This is a genomic window from Streptomyces sp. DS1-CR2 (genome assembly GCF_055760475.1).
The window spans coordinates 953,215-972,170 of record NZ_CM147085.1 but is presented as its reverse complement, the minus strand read 5'-3'; the positions used below and the strand labels follow the sequence as shown (position 1 = coordinate 972,170).

General features: G+C 69.3%; 19 protein-coding genes and 2 pseudogenes. 11 read left to right on the top strand and 10 right to left on the bottom strand.

Annotated features, from left to right (window positions below; translation table 11 throughout):
• Positions 1-89: 89 nt before the first annotated feature.
• A complete protein-coding gene (locus tag ACY0PA_RS04865) occupies positions 90-845 on the bottom strand; it encodes a TetR/AcrR family transcriptional regulator (RefSeq protein WP_473083504.1) in 756 nt (251 codons plus the stop codon).
• A 106-nt stretch (positions 846-951) separates the two neighbouring features.
• Between ACY0PA_RS04865 and ACY0PA_RS04860 the strand changes: the two genes are divergently transcribed.
• A complete protein-coding gene (locus tag ACY0PA_RS04860; RefSeq protein ID WP_473083503.1) occupies positions 952-1,830 on the top strand; it encodes a patatin-like phospholipase family protein in 879 nt (292 codons plus the stop codon).
• 5 nt (positions 1,831-1,835) lie between these two features.
• The gene (locus tag ACY0PA_RS04855) at positions 1,836-3,032 is read left to right on the top strand and encodes a cytochrome P450 family protein (protein WP_473083502.1); all 1,197 of its coding nucleotides are present in this window, start codon (positions 1,836-1,838) and stop codon (positions 3,030-3,032) included.
• Between the two features lie 390 nt (positions 3,033-3,422).
• Here the strand turns inward: ACY0PA_RS04855 and ACY0PA_RS04850 are convergent, their stop codons facing one another.
• A complete protein-coding gene (locus ACY0PA_RS04850) occupies positions 3,423-4,031 on the bottom strand; it encodes an IS630 family transposase (RefSeq protein ID WP_473083501.1) in 609 nt (202 codons plus the stop codon).
• Positions 4,032-4,161: 130 nt separating this feature from the next.
• Positions 4,162-4,464 (bottom strand): annotated as a pseudogene (locus tag ACY0PA_RS04845) (maleylpyruvate isomerase N-terminal domain-containing protein); the annotation flags it as partial.
• A gap of 171 nt (positions 4,465-4,635) precedes the next feature.
• On the opposite strand from ACY0PA_RS04845, the gene ACY0PA_RS04840 reads away from it, so the two are divergent.
• A complete protein-coding gene (locus ACY0PA_RS04840; RefSeq protein ID WP_473083500.1) occupies positions 4,636-5,538 on the top strand; it encodes a hypothetical protein in 903 nt (300 codons plus the stop codon).
• Positions 5,539-5,577: 39 nt separating this feature from the next.
• Here the strand turns inward: ACY0PA_RS04840 and ACY0PA_RS04835 are convergent, their stop codons facing one another.
• Positions 5,578-6,360, bottom strand: a complete 783-nt coding sequence (locus ACY0PA_RS04835) for an IS630 family transposase (protein ID WP_473082046.1) — start codon at positions 6,358-6,360, stop codon at positions 5,578-5,580.
• Positions 6,249-6,719, bottom strand: coding sequence for a helix-turn-helix domain-containing protein (locus ACY0PA_RS04830; RefSeq protein WP_331719947.1), 471 nt, complete (start codon positions 6,717-6,719; stop codon positions 6,249-6,251). Before ACY0PA_RS04830 ends, ACY0PA_RS04835 begins: the two co-directional genes overlap by 112 nt.
• Before the next feature lie 196 nt (positions 6,720-6,915).
• On the opposite strand from ACY0PA_RS04830, the gene ACY0PA_RS04825 reads away from it, so the two are divergent.
• Positions 6,916-8,001 carry an IS630 family transposase gene (locus tag ACY0PA_RS04825; protein ID WP_473079638.1) on the top strand — a complete coding sequence of 362 codons (1,086 nt, stop codon included), beginning with the start codon at positions 6,916-6,918 and terminating at the stop codon, positions 7,999-8,001.
• 282 nt (positions 8,002-8,283) lie between these two features.
• Positions 8,284-8,580 carry a YciI family protein gene (locus tag ACY0PA_RS04820; protein ID WP_473083499.1) on the top strand — a complete coding sequence of 99 codons (297 nt, stop codon included), beginning with the start codon at positions 8,284-8,286 and terminating at the stop codon, positions 8,578-8,580.
• Between the two features lie 52 nt (positions 8,581-8,632).
• On the opposite strand, the pseudogene ACY0PA_RS04815 reads toward ACY0PA_RS04820, so the two are convergent.
• A pseudogene (locus ACY0PA_RS04815) lies at positions 8,633-8,938 on the bottom strand (endonuclease/exonuclease/phosphatase family protein); the annotation flags it as partial.
• Positions 8,939-8,941: 3 nt separating this feature from the next.
• Positions 8,942-10,039, bottom strand: coding sequence for a hypothetical protein (locus ACY0PA_RS04810; protein WP_473083498.1), 1,098 nt, complete (start codon positions 10,037-10,039; stop codon positions 8,942-8,944).
• Positions 10,040-10,378: 339 nt separating this feature from the next.
• Here ACY0PA_RS04810 and ACY0PA_RS04805 point away from each other — a divergent pair, with 339 nt between their 5' ends.
• From ACY0PA_RS04805 to ACY0PA_RS04780, 6 genes are all read left to right on the top strand, one after another.
• Positions 10,379-10,945 (top strand): cysteine hydrolase family protein, encoded by a 567-nt coding sequence (locus ACY0PA_RS04805; protein WP_473083497.1) that lies wholly within the window; start codon positions 10,379-10,381, stop codon positions 10,943-10,945.
• 100 nt (positions 10,946-11,045) lie between these two features.
• Entirely contained in the window at positions 11,046-11,270 is a 225-nt protein-coding gene (locus ACY0PA_RS04800; protein ID WP_473083496.1) for a hypothetical protein, read from the top strand.
• A 145-nt stretch (positions 11,271-11,415) separates the two neighbouring features.
• A complete protein-coding gene (locus ACY0PA_RS04795; RefSeq protein WP_473083495.1) occupies positions 11,416-11,532 on the top strand; it encodes a putative leader peptide in 117 nt (38 codons plus the stop codon).
• A gap of 92 nt (positions 11,533-11,624) precedes the next feature.
• Positions 11,625-12,833, top strand: a complete 1,209-nt coding sequence (locus ACY0PA_RS04790; RefSeq protein ID WP_473083494.1) for an LLM class flavin-dependent oxidoreductase — start codon at positions 11,625-11,627, stop codon at positions 12,831-12,833.
• A 19-nt stretch (positions 12,834-12,852) separates the two neighbouring features.
• Positions 12,853-14,226 (top strand): NtaA/DmoA family FMN-dependent monooxygenase, encoded by a 1,374-nt coding sequence (locus tag ACY0PA_RS04785; RefSeq protein WP_473083493.1) that lies wholly within the window; start codon positions 12,853-12,855, stop codon positions 14,224-14,226.
• Positions 14,227-14,316: 90 nt separating this feature from the next.
• Positions 14,317-15,108 carry an inositol monophosphatase family protein gene (locus ACY0PA_RS04780; protein ID WP_473083492.1) on the top strand — a complete coding sequence of 264 codons (792 nt, stop codon included), beginning with the start codon at positions 14,317-14,319 and terminating at the stop codon, positions 15,106-15,108.
• A 137-nt stretch (positions 15,109-15,245) separates the two neighbouring features.
• Here the strand turns inward: ACY0PA_RS04780 and ACY0PA_RS04775 are convergent, their stop codons facing one another.
• The 3 genes from ACY0PA_RS04775 to ACY0PA_RS04765 all read right to left on the bottom strand — a co-directional run bounded on the left by ACY0PA_RS04775 (position 15,246) and on the right by ACY0PA_RS04765 (position 18,884).
• On the bottom strand, positions 15,246-17,492 hold the full coding sequence (locus tag ACY0PA_RS04775) for an MMPL family transporter (protein WP_473083491.1): 2,247 nt from the start codon (positions 17,490-17,492) through the stop codon (positions 15,246-15,248).
• 290 nt (positions 17,493-17,782) lie between these two features.
• Positions 17,783-17,947, bottom strand: a complete 165-nt coding sequence (locus ACY0PA_RS04770; protein WP_473083490.1) for a hypothetical protein — start codon at positions 17,945-17,947, stop codon at positions 17,783-17,785.
• A gap of 88 nt (positions 17,948-18,035) precedes the next feature.
• Positions 18,036-18,884, bottom strand: coding sequence for an aldo/keto reductase (locus ACY0PA_RS04765; RefSeq protein WP_473083489.1), 849 nt, complete (start codon positions 18,882-18,884; stop codon positions 18,036-18,038).
• Positions 18,885-18,956: the final 72 nt, after the last annotated feature.

The following is an 18,956-nucleotide window of genomic DNA, read 5'->3' as shown; positions in this document are numbered from 1 at the left end:
CTGCCCGGTCCGCGTGCCCCCTTTGGGACTTGCGACGGCGGCGGACGCGCAGCGCCTTCGCCGACGCCCTTGGCGGACTGCTTCAGCCGTCAGCGGTTGAAGTGGTGCAACGTGTCGTTGAGTTGCACGGGAGTGAGCGCGGGGGAGGGGAGTGGGGGTGACGGTGGTGTGGCGCGGATGCCGTCGCAGAGGAGCGCGAGGGGGCGACGCCAGGCGTCGGCGGTGGTCGCTGTGGTGAGCGCGGGGACCGCGCGGCCGAGCGCGGCGAGGGCGAACAGGACGTCCTCGGTGGTGACATCGGGGCGGACGGTGCCCTGGTCGCGACCGCGTTCGAGGAGGAGTTCCACGGTGCGGTGATTGTGGGCGTGTACGGCCTCCAGTGACTCGACGCCCTCCAGGTGGGTCGTCATGAGGTCGTTCGTACCGCGGTCGGTGGCCAGGACAGTGAAGACGGCCCGGAGGTAGCCGGTCAGCCCCGTCCAGGCGTCGTCGGTGGACCGGGCGCGTTCGCCGGCGTCCATCGTGCCGGTCAGCTGGTCGCGGAAGACCGCGTCGACCAGTGCGGCGCGGTGGGGAAAGTGCCGGTACAGGGTGGCGTTTCCCACGCCCGCGCGACGGGCGATCACGTCCAGCGGCGCGCTCAGGCCCTGTTCGGTGAACACCTCGTGGGCGGCGTCGATCAGAAGGTCCCTGTTGCGCCGGGCGTCTCGGCGGCGGACGGGCGCGCCTGCGCCGGCACCATCCTTGCCGCTGCCGCTGCCGCTGCCGCTGCCGCTGCCGCTGCCGCTGCCGCTGCCGCTGCCGGTGTCCGCGGTCCCGTTCGGGCGGTCCGTTCTGTCTGTCATCTTCATCGCCCTTCACGGTACCGGGGAGTGCTCCCCGGTACCGATGCTATCGTCGAAGCGAGAAGTGGGGAGCACTCCCCATTTATGCCTTCGAGGGGGTTGCGGCATGAGCGACAGAGGCAACAAGGGCGACAAGGGCGACGGGGACCGTACGGCGCTGGTGCTCGGCGGTGGCGGACCCGTGGGCGGCGCCTGGATGACAGGCGTGCTGGCCGGGCTCGCCGACGCGGGGATCGACCTCCTGCGTGCCGACCTGGTCATCGGCACGTCGGCGGGCGCGATCTTCGGTGCCCGTCTGGCCTGTGGCGAATCCGCTCGCGAGTTGCATGAGCGGCAGCTGGCCCGAGCCGATCAGATCGACCTGCCGGTCACCACCGCCCAGACCCTGCGATTTCTCTGGGCGGCACTGGGGTCCCGTGACGCGCAGCGGTCCGTACAGCGGCTTGGGCGAGCCGCGCTCGCCGCTCGGACAGCACCCGAATCAGACGTCCGCCGCACCATCGCGACCCTGCTGCGGGAGGCCACCGACTGGCCCGCGAACACCGATCTGCGGATCACGGCAATCGACGCGCACACCGGGTCACTTGAGACGTTCGATGCCGCCGGACAGGTCACGCTCGCGGAAGCGGTCGCGGCGAGTTGTGCCGTCCCCATTGTCTGGCCACCGGCGTCGGTGGCAGGGCGCCGCTGGATCGACGGTGGCAGCCGCGCCACGGCCAACATCCATCTGGCCAGCGGCTACCGACGGGTCCTGGTCGTCGCTCCGTTGACCACCGCGCCGGGCCCGCACCCGAGCGCCCAGCAGCAGGCGGCCGAACTCGCGGACGCGGGAGCCGACATCGTGCTGGTGTCCCCGGACGGTGCCGCCCGTCGCGCCATGGGACGCAACATGACCGCCGATACGCGCAGGCCCGCCGCCGCCCGCGCCGGCCATGCCCAGGCCACCGCGCTCGCGGAAACGGTGACCCGTCTGTGGAAGGGATGACGAGGATGCGGCAGCCACCCACCCTCAACGACCACGCCCCGGAAGGCCACGACATGGCCGCCGACCCCTTCCCCGTATACGCGGCCCTACGGGCCAAGGGTCCCGTGCACCGTGTCCTCGTCCCGGAGAGCGGCGAGGCGTGGCTGGTCGTCACGCGTGACGCGGCGCGCGCCGCGTTGAGCGATCCGCGCCTGCGCAACGACATCCGGTACTCGGCCTCCTGGCGCGACGACGGGGGACACGCCATCGGGCACAACATGCTCCAGAGCGATCCACCCCAGCACACCCGCCTCCGCCGCCTGGTCGCGGGCCACTTCACCCCGGGGCGCATCACTGCCCTGCGCCCGCGGATCGAAGCCATGGCCACCGACCTGCTGGCCGAACTCCCGCGCCACGGGACCGCCGACCTGGTCAGCGCCTACGCACTGCCGCTGCCGGTCACCGTGATCTGCGACCTCCTGGGCATCCCGGCGTCTGACCACGCTGTGTTCCACGCCTGGTCCCACGCGCTGGTCATGCCGGCGAACCCCGAGCAGGCGGTCACAGCAGCCACCGAACTGACGACGTATCTGGCCGAGTTGATCGGCCACAAGCGCCGTACACCGGACTCGGGCCTGCTCAGCATCCTCGCCGCCACCGACACCGCGGCCGTCGACGACCCCCTGGCCACCGAAGAACTGCTCGGCATGGCCTTCCTTCTCCTTGTCGCGGGCCACGAGACCACCGTCAATCTCATCTCCGGCACGCTCCACGCCCTGCTCACCCACCCGGATCAGCTCGATCTCCTCAGAGCCGAACCTGAGCTGACGGGTGCGGCCATCGAGGAATCGCTCCGCTACAACTCACCCGTACACGCAAGCGCGTTCCGCTTCGCCGCCGAACCGCTCGACATCGCCGGAGCGCGCATCCCCGCGGGCGACGCGGTACTCATCTCCCTCGCCGCCGCTTCCCGGGACCCACAGCACTTCCCCGACCCGGACCGGTTCGACATACGCCGGGCGCCCAACAGCCACCTCGGCTTCGGCCATGGCCTCCACCACTGCCTGGGCGCGCCCCTGGCCCGCGCCGAAGCCACCATCGCCCTCCGCCTGCTTCTCCACGACCGCCCCACCCTCGCGTTCGCGACGGACCCGGCCACCCTCACGTGGCGCAGCAGCACCCTGCTCAGAGGCCTGACCGAACTGCCCCTGCGCGTCGCCTGAGAACTGGGACGGCCGGTCGCGCCCCACCGTCCCGCGACGTCTGCCGACCCTCCCCATGTCACAGATGGCCGGCGTGCCACCCCGTCCCGTCTCGGGTGCGAGGGGCCGAATCGGAAGCGAGAGGGTGTTGGTCGTGCGGGTATTCGCGGCAGGTGGGACCGGGGTCGTGGGGCGCCGGCTGGTGCCGCAGCTCGTGGCCCGGGGGATCACGACAGCCTCGGCGCCTGGCCGGAGAGGTCGCGGTGCGGATGATGACCGAGGGACGCGGCTTCTCCAACGCCGAGGCCAAGCGAGCTCGGCTCGGAACTGCGCTGTCCGTTCTGGCGGCAGGGCTTCCGGGAGAGCTCGCGTGACCCGGACGGAGGAGGTCTCCCCGACGTGTCAGCGGCCCTAGTGTCCCGGTCCGGAGATCCTGTCGCAGTAGCGGCAGATGCGGTCGATGATCTGATCTGAGGTCTTGGTCCACTTGAAGGGCCGAGCCTGTTCGTTCCAGGTCTTGATCCACTCTTCGAGCCCGGTCTTCAGTTCATCAAGTGAGCAGAACACGCCGCGTTCAAGGCAGCGTCGTTCCAGCTCCGCGAACCACCGCTCGACCTGGTTGATCCAGGACGAGTAGGCCGGGGTGAAGTGCAGGCGGAACCGGGGATGCGCAAGCAGCCACTTGTGCACCACCGGCGCCTTGTGGGCGGAGAGGTTGTCGCAGATCACGTGGACCGCCAGGCCGGGATCGGTCTGGCGGTCGATCTCGTCGAGGAAGTCACGGAAGTCGACCGCGCGGTGCTGTGCGGACAGCTTCCCGATCACCTTGCCGGTGGCGGTGTTCAGGGCGGCGAACAGGTCCACGGTGCCGTGCCGGACGTAGTCGAAGCTGCGGCGCTCAGGGGTGCCCGGCACCATCGGCAGCACCGGCGCTGTCCGTTCCAGGGCCTGGATCTGCGGCTTCTCGTCGACCGCGAAGACGGCCGTGTTCGCCGACGGGGCGAGAAACAGTCCGACCACGTCACGGATCTTGTCGATCAGCAGCGGGTCCGGAGAGACCTTGAAAGTTTCGTGCGCCAGGGCTGCAGTGGTTGCAGGTCAGGAACGCCTTCGGGTCTTCGTAGACCTGGAGGCGGGGGCTGGCGACCAGCGCGCGTAGTTCGCGTTTGCCGAGGTAGGTCCCGGCGTAGCGGTCCTCCTCGGCACCGTCGCCGACGAAGGAGCCCGGCGACACCAGCGCCTTCTCCACCAGGACGTGGAAGGCGTCCGTGTCGGTCGCGGCCAGCAGCGCCGAATGGTCCGTCCAGGCGAGATGCGCGATCTGGTGGGCGACGCTCCAGCCGGGCGCCGGGGTGGCGAGCGCCCACTGCTTGGCGCTCAACTCGGCCACCAGCCGGTCGAGTTCCTCGCTCTCCTCGCGCAGGTCGTCGAACACGGGCGTCGGATCGGACACGGGACGCTCCCCTCGGGCATGGCAGCGCCGAAGAAAACAAGCAAGCATGCTTTGCATAATTGTGGCCGTTCGGTGCACGGCCCAGGGCGAGGGCTGCGCGGACCCTGTGTGCTCAATACACTCGGCGATCGCGCCCATCGTGGCGCACACTCGCATATCGGGGGACGAACGATGAGCAACTGGAACCCGGGCGGACAGCCGCCCCAGGGGCCGCAGCCCTACCAGCCGCAGCCACCTCAGCCCTATCCGCCCCAGCCCTACGTGCCGCCACAGCCCCAGCCGCCCTACCCGGGGCCGCCGGTGCCGCCGCCGGGCGGGCCGATCACCCGGCTGCGGCGGCGGATCGGCCCCATCCACACCGCGCGCAGGGTCTTCACCCCGTCACGGCCGGGCATTGTCTCGGATCCTGAGGTGGCGCGGATGCGGAAGATCAGGACCCTGGTCGGCGTGGGCGCGTTCCTGTGGATGTCCTACGCCTACAAGCTCGCCCCCAAGCTCAGCGATGCGGCGGACGAGCAGGTCGACAAGTCGTGGACCAGCGCCCTCATGCTGGCGGCGACCCTCCCGGTCGTCGTCGGCGTCCTGTACGGCCTGGCCGCTCCGGCGGCGCGACGGGACCTGCTGCGCCGGGCGGGGCGGTGCTTCGGCGCGATCGTGGCCATGATGGCGGCGGCCTCCGTCTTCCCGATCATCGTGCTCTCAGGGTTCTTCGAGGGCCAGGAACCCCTCGTGGAGGGCCACTTCACCGTGACGAAGGGCCTCATCCTCGCGTTCACCCTCTTCGTCCTCTTCTGGGTGACGCCGTTCGTCGTCTGGGGCGTGGGACTCGCCGTCCAGCACGTGTTCCGCACCGCGGACATCCACGAGACGGTGCCGCCGCTGCTGATCATGGCGTTGGCGTGGGAGATGGCACTGATCGACATGTTCACCGGCGCCCACGAGGGCGTGCCGACGGTGATCCGGTACGTGTTCATCCTGGGCGCCCCGCTCTCCGTCACGGCGGTGGGCCTGTGGGAGCTGCACCGGCTGCGCGTGCACTACGGGCTGGGGATGCGGGGACTGCTGATGCGCTAGGAACGGCGCCTCGCAGGACGTACTAGTAGACCGTCGTAGCTAATTTTTGGGATAAAGGTGACGTAGTTTGGTGCGTGCGTCGTGGGTGGTGAACTGCCAGTTCACCTGGCGTTGGTCGGTGTTGGTGGCGTTCTGCCAGGCTGTGAGTTCGGTGTTGAGGATGTCGAGGTCGTTGATGCGGCGGTCGAGGCATTGGCGGGTCAGCGCGGAGAGTTCGATTTCGGCGATGTTGAGCCATGACCCGTGCTTGGGCGTGTGGTGGATCTCGAGGCGCTGGGCCAGGGCGAAGGCTTTGTCGGGGGTGAATGCCTCGTAGAGCGAGGCGATGGTGTGGGTGTTGAGGTTGTCCATCACCAGTACCACCGTGTCGGCGTCGGGGTAGTTGACGGTCAGGAGCTGCTCGACCTGGCCGGCCCAGTCGGTCCGGGTGCGCCGGGGCAGGGCCTGGACGCGGCGCCACCCGGCCAGGGGCTCGACCCAGCAGAAGATCGAGCAGGTGCCGCAGCGGATGTACTCGCTGTCCTGGCGGGCGTCGTGGCCAGGGAGGGCCGGGAGCGGGGCGCGGGCATGACCCAGGAGCTGGTAGGGCTTCTCGTCCATGCACACGACCGGACGTGCCGGGTCATGGGGGCGGGCATAGACGGCCAGTACGTCTTCCATCCGGGCCGCGAACTGCGCGTTCGCCTTCGGCGGGATGGTCCAGCACTTCTTCAGATGAGGACGCAGTTCCGTTTTTTTAAGACCCGCCCGATGGTGGAGTGATCCAGGTTCGGGATGTCCTCGACCAGCGCGACATGCTTCTCCAGCAAGCGCAGCGACCACCGGGTATAGCCCTGGGGTGGCTGTGAGCACGCCATCGCGATCAGCCGGGCTTCGACCTCACCGGTCACCGGCGAGGGCACCGGCGGCAGCTCGCGCTTCTTCCGCGTGACCGTGGCGTGAACATCGCCACCGGTCTCGGCGAACCGCTTGGCCACCAGCCGCAGTGTCTCGCCCGAGACTCCGGCCCGGGCCGCGACCGCGTCCTGCGAGCCGATCGCGCCTGCAGAGGTGTCGAGCGCGAGCAGCACCCGCGCCCTCCTGATCACCGAGGCTGGATGGATACCCGTCGTGGTTACCCGAACCAGCTCTTCACGATCAGCCGCGGTCAGCACCACCGGCCTCTTCTTCTGCGAACCCATCACCCCAACTCCCGTCCGGCAGAAGGGAAGCAACATCTGCCGGACCCCACCATCCCAACCAAACAACCCAGAACTAAGCAACGACACGCTACTAGTGATCTGGTTTTGAGGTCGTGGGTCGCCACGTGAGGCGTCCCCTCTTTCAGTTTGCGGCGTTCTGCTGCGGCGGGTAGCGCGCTCGCGCTGTGCTGCGTGGATGGGCGATACCCGGCTGGAACCTGTCGTGTTGTCGGAGGCCGAGCGGCTGACGCTGGAGAGCTGGGCCAAGCGCCGCTCGACCGCCCAGGGACTGGCCGTTCGCGCACGCATCGTGCTGGCGTGCGCGAACGGCTGGAACAACACCGTGGTCGCCGCGCCACTCGGTGTCGGCAGAGATACCGTGCGCCGCTGGCGCACACGGTTCCTTGCCCGGCGACTGGACGGACTCGCCGACGAGCCGCGGCCCGGGGTGCCGCGGACCATCACCGATGCCCAGGTGGAAGAGGTCGTGGTCCGCACCCTGGAGCAGACGCCACAGGGCGGGACGCACTGGTCGAAGCGGGAGCTGGCCAAGGTCGTGGGGATCTCGCCGGCGAGCGTGCTGCGGATCTGGCACGCCTTCGGCCTGCAGCCGTGGCGGACTGAGACCTTCAAGATCTCACCCGACCCGTTCCTGATCGACAAGATCCGCGATGTCGTCGGCCTTTACCTGGCCCCGCCGGCCAATGCCGTCGTCTTCGCGATGGACGAGAAACCACAGATCCAGGCTCTTGGCCGGACCGCACCGGTCCTGCCGATGATTCCGGGAGTGCCCGAGCGGCGGAGTTTCGACTACGTCCGGCACGGGACCGTCGACCTGTTCGCCGCACTGAACACCGCCACGGGCAAGGTGATCACGAAACTGTCCGCCCAACACCGGGCCGTCGACTTCCGCGACTTCCTCGACGAGATCGACCGCCAGACCGACAAGAGCCTGGCGGTCCACGTCATCTGCGACAACCTCTCCGCCCACAAGGCGCCGGTGGTGCACAAGTGGCTGCTCGCGCACCCCCGCTTCCAGCTCCACTTCACCCCGACCTACTCGTCCTGGATCAACCAGGTCGAACGGTGGTTCGCCGAGCTTGAACGACGCTGCCTCACACGCGGGGTGTTCTGCTCACTCGACGACCTCAAGACCGCACTCGAAGAGTGGATCAAGGTCTGGAACGACGATGCCAGGCCCTTCAAATGGACCAAGACCGCCGACCAGATCCTCGACCGCATCTGCCGCTACTGCGACAGGATCTCCGAACCAGATCACTAGGGCGAGGCCACCAGCATTTCGAAACCTGCCCGGTCGCAGGTCACCAGCGCAATCCCCCCAAGCCGTCCCACCGGCGTGGCTCGCCCTGGATGCGGGCTCCACGGACGGAATACTGATCTTTTCGACAGACCGGGCAGCATAATCGCACAGCGATCGCCCCGACCTACCTCAGACTCAGACTCAGACTCAGACTCAGACCTGACCTCAGGGCTCAGACCTCACACCTACCTCGGACTCGGACTGACCCCGGCTCACCCCAGACTCACAGGAGAGAACGCCCCGATGCCCATCTACGCTGTGACCTATACCTACACCGACGACTCGGCGGCCCGCGGCGCGCTCCACCCGGCCCACCGGGAGTTCCTCGGAACGCTCGTCGAGCAGGGGACAAACCTCGTCTCCGGCCCCTTCACCGCCGGGGAGGTGCCCGGCGCGCTGCTCCTGTTCCGCGCGGCCGACAAGCAGGCGGCGCTGGCAGCCACGGACAAGGATCCGTTCCGAGTGCAGGGACTCGTCAGCGATGTCTCGGTCCGGGAGTGGTCCCCGGTGCTCGGACCGCTCGCCGACCAGCTGTCCTGACGTCGTGTGCGGCCGCCGACCTGCGGTGGCGGCCGCGCGACACTCCCTGGCCCAGTGCGATCCGAGCGGCCACGGGCAGGTGGTGGCTGCCGGTTTCGGGCAGCGTGCGGATCTGGGTGACCGTCGCCGAGCGGGCCATCACCTGGTCGATCCGGGCCACCGGGAAGGCGGCGGGGAAGCTGAACGCGAATCCGCGCTCCGCCGTGTTCATGCGTGAGGTCAGCGGGGCCAACCCGCGGTCGTCGACCGTGCTGTTGAGGTCACCCAGCAGGATCACCGGCTTCAACTTCTCGGCGGCGACGGCCTGTCCCAGCATGCGGGCGCTGTCGTCGCGCCACGTGGAGCCGAGGCCCCGCGCCACTCACGACCGTGTCGCGGTCCCGCACTCCGCATCGTCGGCGCCCTGCATGCGCGCGTCCATAGTCGTGCTCCGGTCGTACGGGTCGACCTCGGGTCCGGCTCCCGGGCCGGTTACCGCGCGCGCGGAGGGGAACTCCGGGACGTAGAAACCGGTGTCGTTGTCACAGCCGCCGTTGGTGGTGTCCGACTTGTAGGAGACGAGGGAGAACGTCCCCGGCTCGGTGATCACCTTCGCCGGGTCGTCCCAGCTCATCACCACCTCGCGGCGCACGATCGTGCGCGCGACCTCGTCCCTTCCCTCCGCGGCGTGCGCGACCGGATAGACGTACGTGACATCGGCGGTCACCTCGACCGCACCGCGCTTGCCCTCCCGGTACGTGATCCGCCCGCGCGTCTTGACCACGTCCCCGACGAGACGGACCTTCTCCGTCGCGAAGCGGCTGAACAGCAGCAGAGGATCGTCGTCCTGGCTCGGCGCGCGGAACGCGGTCGCCAGGTAGTCCTGGACGTCCTTCTGATCCGGATTGATCAACGCGATCGCCTTCTCGGGCGGCCGTCCGAGAAGCACACCGGAATTCAGATTGGACGCGGCAAGAAAGTCCCGGGACTTGTCGAGCGCCTGCGCGACTTGCGCCTTGCTCATCCAGCCGGTCGCCCGCGCCTCGGGGACGGTGATCCCCGCCGTACCGTCACCCCACCGCGCCGCGGGCGATCCCCTGAACGGCTGCTGGAGGGTGGGCTGTTGGGCCGCCGACTCCGTCGCGGGCGGCTGGCCGGGACGTTCCGACTCCGCGGCGAGCGGTGTATCGCCGCTGCCTCCACCGCCGAACCAATCGGTCACGCGCCCGGGATCCAGCGCCACGAACAGCATGCCCGCGGCGACGAGCAGACCGACCACGTACCAGCCCTTGCCCCGCCGCTGCCGGGCCGGTTCGTGCGTGCGCCACCCCTTCGGCTGGCCGGTCTCCTCCCGCAGCCGTCGCGTCACCATCCGGGCCCGGGCCGACGGTTCCTCGGGCGCGCCCTGAGTCCCGGCCTCGGCCTCCTTCTGGAAACGCTCCCACTCCTCGTCCGATATGGACGCCCCACCCTTGCTCACGATGTGCTCCCCGCCCCTTCCGCGGTGCCTGACGCGATGCTCCACCTTCACCGCGTCGAGTTTGCCGATGGCATGGTTGCCGCCTCGGCGTCGCTGATCCTAAACCGTGAGCACGTGGGGCTGGGGGCCTCAACGTTCCGATGCCGGGTGATGGCCCGGCACCGGAACCTGGTCGCTACGGGCGTGGCTGACTTGGGAGGTGGGTCCCGACTCGACGATCCGGCCCTGGCGCATGACGACCGCGTCATCGGACTTCAAAGCACTGGACCCTCTTTCTCACTCCTTCTGATTCCATGGGGGCCCGGGTCGAGGGCCTCCATGAGGGAAGGGACGGCAAGCATGGCGAAGGAGAACAGTGCTCTGCTCGTGATGGACGTCCAGCGGGACGTCGTGCGCATCGCGGACGCCGGATCCGGCTGTCTGGCTCGCCTCAAAGGGGCGATCGCGGGCGCCCGCGCGGCGGGTATCCCAGTGATCTACGTGGTCATGCGGCTACGGCCGGGGCAGCCTGAAGTCAGCCCGCGCAACAGGACGCTCGCCACCGTATTGCAGTCGGGCCTGTTCGCCGACGGGGCTCCCGGCACCGAAATCCACGACGACGTCGCGCCCCGGCCGGGCGACATCGTGGTCACCAAGAGGCGGGCGAGCGCGTTCTCGGGCAGCGACCTCGACTCCGTGCTCAGGGCACGCGACATCAACAGCCTTGTGCTGGCAGGCATCGCCACCAGCGGCGTGGTGCTGCACACCCTGTGCCAGGCCAACGACCTGGACTTCGGCCTCACCGTCCTGTCGGACGCCTGCCTCGACCTCGACCCGGAGGTGCACCGGATCCTCATCGGGAGGCTGTTCCCGCAGTGGGCGGAGGTCGTCACCGTCGAGGACTGGGTCGGTTCCCTCGCTCGGTGACGGGCGCCCCTCACCTTCCTCATAGGCCACGAGCACCCGAATGTAAGCTGATCACCCCACTCGGTTCGGGTGTGGGGTGACGACTCGGGGGAGTACGACCATGGCCAAGCCGGTACGCGCGTCGCTGGGGGAGATGTGGATCACCTGCCAGGTCTGCCACAGCGAACTTTTCCGTGAGCGGGGCATCAAGCTCAACAGCAGTGGCATGGAGTTCATGAAGCTGGCGTGGGCGGACGAGACGGCGACGGGCCTGATCTGCTGGAAGTGCGGATACGTGCACCTCTTCGTAAACCGTGAGATCCGGCTTCACCGGGCCAAGGACTGACCTCGCGCGGGCAGTCGTAGGCATCCCCGGCATCAATACGCAGGGTTCCGTGAAAATCCGGGCCCGAAGCGGGAACAGACGGCGGGGGCCGACCGTTCTTGCTGACAACGCCGTGTGCACTGGCGATGAAGGGGAGGGGGCGTTCGTGATCCAGGTGTCCCGTCTGCGCGCCCTGGTCCTCGCCCCGTACCGCCCGGTGCACCTGTACACCCGGGCCCATATCGACCTCCAGCGCGTGGCCGGCGCGCTCTGTTGTTCCTGACCGGATTCTTCGCCGTCGCGCCCTCCGCCTGAGGGTCGCTCATCTCGTACGGTCGATCAGGAAGGCACCCTTTCGTGTCCTCGTCTTCTTATGTGCCCTCTTCAACCTCCGCACTGCACCTCGCCGTTGCCCTTGACGGCGCAGGCTGGCACCCGGCCGCCTGGCGCGAGCAGGTGTCCCGGCCCCGGGAGCTGTTCACCGCCCGCTACTGGGCCGACCTCGTCCAGGAGGCCGAGCGCGGGCTGCTCGACTTCGTGACGATCGAGGACGGACTCGGGCCCCAGTCCTCGCACTTCACGGAACCCGACGCCCGCACCGACCAGGTCCGCGGGCGCCTCGACGCGGTGCTCATCGCCGCCCGCGTCGCCCCGCTGACCCGGCACATAGGCCTCGTGCCGACCGTGGTCGCCACACACACGGAGCCGTTCCACATATCCAAGGCCATCGCCACGCTCGACTATGTGAGCTCCGGCCGCGCGGGTCTGCGCGTACAGGTGTCGGCACGCCGGAACGAGGCCGCGCACTTCGGACGCCGTACGTTCCCCGCCCTGCGCATCGAGAAGCTGGACGGCCCGGAGGCGAAAGAGCTGACGGGCGACCTCTTCGACGAGGCCTCCGAATACGTCGAAGCGGTGCGCCGGCTGTGGGACAGCTGGGAGGACGACGCCGAGATCAGGGACGTCGCCACCGGCCGCTTCATCGACCGCGACAAGCTGCACTACATCGACTTCGAGGGCAGGCACTTCAGCGTCAAGGGCCCCTCGATCACGCCGCGTCCGCCCCAGGGACAGCCGGTCGTCAGCGCCCTGGCCCACCGGAGCGTGCCGTTCCAACTCGTCGCACGCTCCACCGACCTCGGATACGTGACCCCGCACGACGCGGACCAGGCGCGTGCCATCGTCGACGAGATCCGTACGGCACAGGCCGCGGCCGGACGCTCGGACGAGCCCGTCCACGTCTTCGGAGACCTTGTGGTCTTCCTGGACGACGACCCGGCCGCGGCGGCGGCACGGCGCGAACGCCTCGACGGCCTGGCGGGCTACACGTACACCAGTGACGCCCGGATCTTCACGGGCACACCCGCTCAACTCGCCGATCTGCTCCAGGAGTTGCAGCAGTCGGGCCTCAGTGGCTTCCGCCTTCGTCCCGCCGTCGTCGGCCACGATCTCCCCGCGATCACCCAGGGACTCGTCCCCGAGCTGCAGTGGCGCGGAGCGTTCCGGAGCGCGTACGAGGCCGACACCCTGCGCGGACTCCTCGGGCTCGCGCGCCCCGCCAACCGCTACGCCGCCACCGTCTGAGCCGGAGGGAACACAGACCATGCCTCGCAAGCAGATCCACCTCGCGGCCCACTTCCCGGGCGTCAACAACACCACTGTATGGAGCGACCCCAAGGCCGGCAGCCACGTCGAGTTCAGCTCCTTCGCCCACTTCGCGCAGACGGCCGAGCGGGCCAAGTTCGACTTTCTGTTCCTGGCCGAAGGGCTGCGCCTGCGTGAACAGGCCGGGCAGATCTACGACTTGGATGTCGTGGGGCGGCCCGACACCTTCACGATCCTCACCGCGCTCGCCGCGGTCACCGAACGCCTCGGCCTGACCGGCACCATCAACTCCACCTTCAACGAGCCCTACGAGGTCGCCCGCCAGTTCGCCAGCCTCGACCACCTCTCGGACGGGCGTGCCGCGTGGAACGTCGTCACCTCCTGGGACGCGTTCACCGGCGAGAACTTCCGGCGCGGCGGGTTCCTGCCCCAGGACGAGCGGTACTCGCGGGCCAAGGAGTTCCTGATCACCGCGAGCGAGCTGTTCGACTCGTGGCAGGGCGACGAGATCGTCGCCGATCAGGCGAGCGGCACCTTCCTGCGCGACGCCCAGGCCGGAGCCTTCGTCCACCAGGGACAGCACTTCGACATCAGCGGGCAGTTCAACGTCCCCCGCAGCCCCCAGGGCCGCCCGGTGATCTTCCAGGCAGGCGACTCCGACGAGGGGCGGGAGTTCGCCGCGTCGAGCGCCGACGCGATCTTCAGCCGGTACAGCACCCTCAAGGAGGGCCAGGCGTTCTACACGGACGTCAAGGGCCGCCTGGCCCGCCACGGCCGTACGCACGACCAGCTCCTGATCCTGCCCGCCGCGACCTTCGTGCTCGGCGAGAGTGACGCCGAGGCGGCGGAACTGGCCCGCGAGGTACGCCGACAGCAGGTCAGCGGCGCCACCGCGCTCAAGCACCTGGAGTTCGTCTGGAACCGTGACCTGTCCGGCTACGACCCGGACGGCCCGCTCCCCGAGATCGACCCCGACCTCGGCGAGCACACCATCGCGCGCGGCCGCGCCCAGGTCCGCATGTACCGCGACCCGCTGGCCACCGCCCGCGAGTGGCGGGAGCGCGCCGCCGCCAACAAGTGGTCGATCAGGGATCTCGTCATCGAGACCGGCAACCGCCAGTCGTTCGTGGGCTCCCCGGCCACGGTCGCCGAGACGATCAACGACTTCGTGCAGGCGGACGCGGCCGACGGCTTCATCCTCGTCCCGCACATCACCCCCGGCGGCCTCGACGTCTTCGCCGACACCGTCGTCCCGCTGCTCCAGGAACGCGGGGTGTACCGCACGGAGTACGAGGGCACCACCCTGCGCGACCACTTGGGCTTGAGCGAACCGACCGCCGTGGAAGCCGGGCCCCGCCGAGTGGCGTCGTAACGACCCGTCCACCACGCGATCCGCACCAGTGCGGAGCCGGCGGTGGGCTTTCCGCCGCTGTCTCCGGCGCCGCCCGATACTCTGCACCGCGTGATCAACTCATCTGCGAGTTCTGACGATTCCGTGGTCGCGACAGCCGCGGCGAGTGCCGGTGCCGACGTGGTGCGCAGCCTGTACGGGCGACGCCTCACCCGCATCGACAAGGGCGCGGGGGACTTTGCCACCGCCGCCGACGTGGAGGCCGAGAAGGCCATCGTCGACGTCATCCGCGCCGCCCGCCCCGACGACGCGGTGGTCGGTGAGGAAGGCGGGCAGCAGGGTACGGCCGATGCCGTGCGCCAATGGCTGGTGGACCCGTTGTGCGGCACGCTGAACTACGCCGTCGGCAGCATGCTCGTTGCCGTCAACGTGGCGTTGCGCGATGGGGCGGCGGCGGTGGCCGACCCGTTCAGCGGTGAGGTGTTCTTCACGGACGGGACGAGCGCGTGGGTGCGGCGTAACGGGGTGGACGAGCCGCTGGCCCCGACGTCCGCCACCTCGCTCGTGGACGTCAACCTGGACCCGCCGTTCATCAACCGGCCCGGTTTCCGGGCCGTTGACCTGCTGGCCCACCCCGCGTTCGTCGAGCGGTTCCGGCCACGGGTCGTGTCGACGACGCTGGCGCTGGCCTGGGTCGCGGCCGGCAAGCGCGCCGCGTACGTCACCGATGGCGATGACCTCACCGGGAGTGTGCATTTCGCCGCGGGCATCGCACTGTGCCGGGCCGCCGGCTGCGTAGTCACGGGGATCGACGGTGCCCCAACCGGGCCTGCGGGGCGCGGACTTGTGGCGGCCGCCGACACCGAGACGCACGGGCAGCTGATGTCGATGATCCGCGGCTGAAGGTGCCGCGGCGACCGCCGCCCGCCTGTGCAGGGGGGTTGTGTGTACGGCCGCAAGCCCGCCGCCCCGGTGACTGTGATCACCGGGGCGGCGGGCTCGCGGTGGGGAGGGGCCCCGGATCGGGCGGGACCGTGGGATCAGCCGCGTACGGGCTCCAGCTCCCGCTCCTCCTCGGCCGCCGGTGACGACGACGGGGCGAGGGCCTTGTGCAGTTTCTCGCCCTCGACATCCACATTGGGCAGGATCTTGTTGAGCCAGCGGGGCAGCCACCAGGCAGACTTGCCGAGCAGGGCGAGGACCGCCGGGACGATCGCCATGCGGACGACGAAGGCGTCGAAGAACACCGCGATGGCGAGCCCGAAGCCCATCATCTTGATCATGTCGTTGTTCTCCATGATGAACCCGGAGAAGACGCTGATCATGATGATCGCCGCCGCGCCGACGACCCGGCCCCCATGCTTGAAGCCGGTCACGACCGCCTCGGGGGCGCGCGCCCCATGGACGTACGCCTCGCGCATCCGTGTCACGAGGAACACCTCGTAGTCCATCGCCAGGCCGAACACCACGCCGATCATGAAGATCGGCATCATCGACATGATGGGGCCCGGCTGGTCGACGCCGACGATGTCCGCGAGCCAGCCCCACTGGAACACGGCGACGACTGCGCCGAGTGCCGCGGCGACCGACAGCAGGAAGCCGAGGGCCGCCTTCAGCGGGACGAGAACCGAGCGGAAGACCAGCATCAGGAGCAGGAAGGCGAGCCCGACGACGAGACCCAGGTAGGGCAGGAGCGCGTCGTTCAGGGTCTGGGAGAAGTCGATGGTCATCGCCGTCTGCCCGGTGACCAGGACGTCGGAATCAGTATCCGCCTCCAGGCCGCTCGCGGTGGACCTGATCGTCTTGACGAGTTCCTCGGTCTTGTGGTCGCTCGGTCCGGTGGTCGGGACGACCGTGATGATCGCCGTGTCGCCAGCCGGGTTCACCGAGGCGGGGGTGACCGCCGCGACGCCGTCGACCTTGGCGAGGGACGTGCCCACCGTCTTGGCGGCGGCAGCAGCGTCCTTGGCTCCGCCCGTGTCGACCGTGACCATCAGCGGGCCGTTGAAGCCCGCCCCGAACGACTCGGACAGCATGTCGTACGCCTTGCGCTGCGTGGTGTCCGGCGCCGACGTTCCCTCGTCGGGCAGCCCGAGCTCCAGGCTCGTCGCCGGGACGGCGACGGCGCCCAGGCCGAGTACACCGATGAGGAGCACGGTGACGGGGCGGCGCAGCACGAGGCGCGCCCAGCGGGTGCCGAGGTTGGGCTTGGCGTCCTTGGCATCCCTGGCACTGTGCGCGGCGTCCGGCTGCTTCGCGAGGTTCTTACGGTCCTTGCGGCGCAGGGCGCGCTTGCCCGCGAAACCGAGCAGCGCGGGGATCATGGTCAGCGCGATGAGTACGGCGATGGCCACCGTGGCCGCCGCTGCGAGGCCCATCTTGGTGAGCATGGGGATGTTGACGACCGACAGACCCGCGAGAGCCACGATGACGGTCAGTCCGGCGAAGACCACGGCGGAGCCCGCGGTGCCGGTGGCCCGGCCCGCCGCTTCCTCCGGTTCCCGGCCCTCGGCTATTTCGGCGCGGTAGCGGGAGACGATGAAGAGGGCGTAGTCGATCCCGACCGCGAGCCCGATCATCATCGCCAGTGTCGAGGTCGTGCCCGAGAGGTTGCGGACGCTGCCCAGGGCGGCGATGCCGGAGACACCGATTCCGACGCCGATGATAGCGGTCAGCAGCGGAAGGCCGGCGGCGATCAGCGAGCCGAAGGTGATGACGAGGACGACGGCGGAGACGGCGATGCCGATGAGTTCGGCGGAGCCGCCCATATCCTGCTCGGCCTGGACCGCGTCACCGCCCGTCTCGACCGTGAAGCCCTCGGCGCGGGTCTTGCCGGTGGCGTCGGTCAGCGCGTCGTGCGTCTTGTCCGTGAGCTCCGTCGAGATCACCTTGTAGGTGACGGACGCGTACGCGGTGGTGCCGTCCTTGCTGACGGCGTTCGCCTTGTACGGGTCGGCCACGCCGGCGACCTGCGGACCCTTGCCGAGCGCTGTGACGAGCTGGTTGACCTCGGCCTTCGCGGCGGGGTCCGTTATCTTCTCGCCCTCCGGCGCCCGGATGACGACGCGGGCGGTCGCGCCCTCCGCGCTGGCGGCGGGGAAGCGCTCGTCGAGCAGGTCGAAGGCCTTCTGGGAGTCCGTGCCCGGCATGGAGAACGAGTCGGCGGGCGGCGCGGGCGCGGCCGAGGACGCGTATCCGATGCCGCCCAGGAGCAGCACCCACAGGAGTGCCACATAGCGGCGCCGCCTGAAGGAGAGGCGCCCTAGTTTGTAAAGGAAGGTAGCCACGGCGAAAGAGACTCCCGTCGGGTGGAGGCGGAGGCAGGGGCGACCGCCCGGCGGTGCCATGGCACGTCAGGGAAGTCAGCGGATTTCTTCCTCTATCGTCGCCGCATTCCGGAGCCCGGATGTCAGCCTCCGGGGCGGACTCCGGCCCACGCCTGCGGTAGTCGGACTCGGTGGCCGGTCATCCCCCGGTATGACCGCAGGGCCCCTTTTGTAGAGCCCTGGGTGCAGGAGGGAGGTGGAGGCGGGGACCTGGGGACGAGTCCGCATCCGGCTTCGGGCCCGTGCCGGGCTCAGGTGTTTGCGCAGGTCACGTGGGCCGTGGGGTAGGTGGAGGGGGGAGGGAAAGGATCATGTCCGGCGACGAGAGGGCGCAGCACGGCTCGCGCGCCGTCGCGCAGGCGCAGGCGGCGCGTCAGGACGAGCGGGTCCTCGGCGATGTCGGTGCATGTGAGCACTGAGGCATGGTGCTGCCGAGGGGAGAGGTGCGGCCCGATGCGTGCGCAGGCGATCGGCAGCCGCGTCGGCCCGGTCGAAGCGCGAGGGTCAGGTGGTCGGCTGGAGCTTGCCGATCCGGCTGACGACCTCCGGGTCGCGGTGGTCGAGGAAAAGGGACTGGCCTGAGTCCATGGCGTCGATGGACGCCGTCTGGCCGTCGGTGAGTTCGAAGTCGAAGACGTCGAGGTTCTCCGCCATGCGGTCGGCGCGCACCGACTTGGGGATCACGACGACCTGCCGCTGAATGAGCCAGCGCAGCACAACCTGGGCAACGGACTTGCCGTGTGCGGCGCCGATCTCGGTGAGCACCGGGTCGGAGAAGAGGTTGTTGCGGCCTTCGGCGAAAGGCCCCCACGACTCGATCTGGACCCCGCGCTCGTGCATGACGACCTGGTCGAGGGTGCGCCGGTTGAACGGGTGGGTCTCGATCTGATTGACCGCCGGCGTGATCTCGTTGTGGTCGATGAAGTCGACGAGCCGGTCGGGGTAGAAGTTCGAGACGCCGATGGCCCGGACGACGCCCTCGCGGTGCAGGCGCTCCATGGCACGCCAGGAGCCGTAGACGTCCCCGAAGGGCTGGTGGATCAGGTACAGATCGAGGTGGTCGAGGCCCAGCTTGCGCAGGGAGGTGTGGAAGGCGTGCCTGGCGTTCTCCTCGCCGGCGCTGGAGATCCACAGCTTGGTCGTGACGAACAGGTCCTCGCGCGGGATGCCGCTGGCCTTGATCGCACGGCCGACGGCCTCCTCGTTGCCGTAGGCGGCCGCGGTGTCGAGGGACCGGTAGCCGGCGGCGAGAGCGTCGCTGACAGCCTGCTCGGTCTGCTCGGGCGGGATCTGGTAGACGCCGAATCCGAGGATCGGCATCTCGACGCCGTTGTTGAGCAGGACGTTCTGCATGGGGGTGTTCCTTACGTGGGTGGTGTTCCTGTCTTGGCCATTCCCCGGCGCGGTGGGTGCGCGCGCAACCGG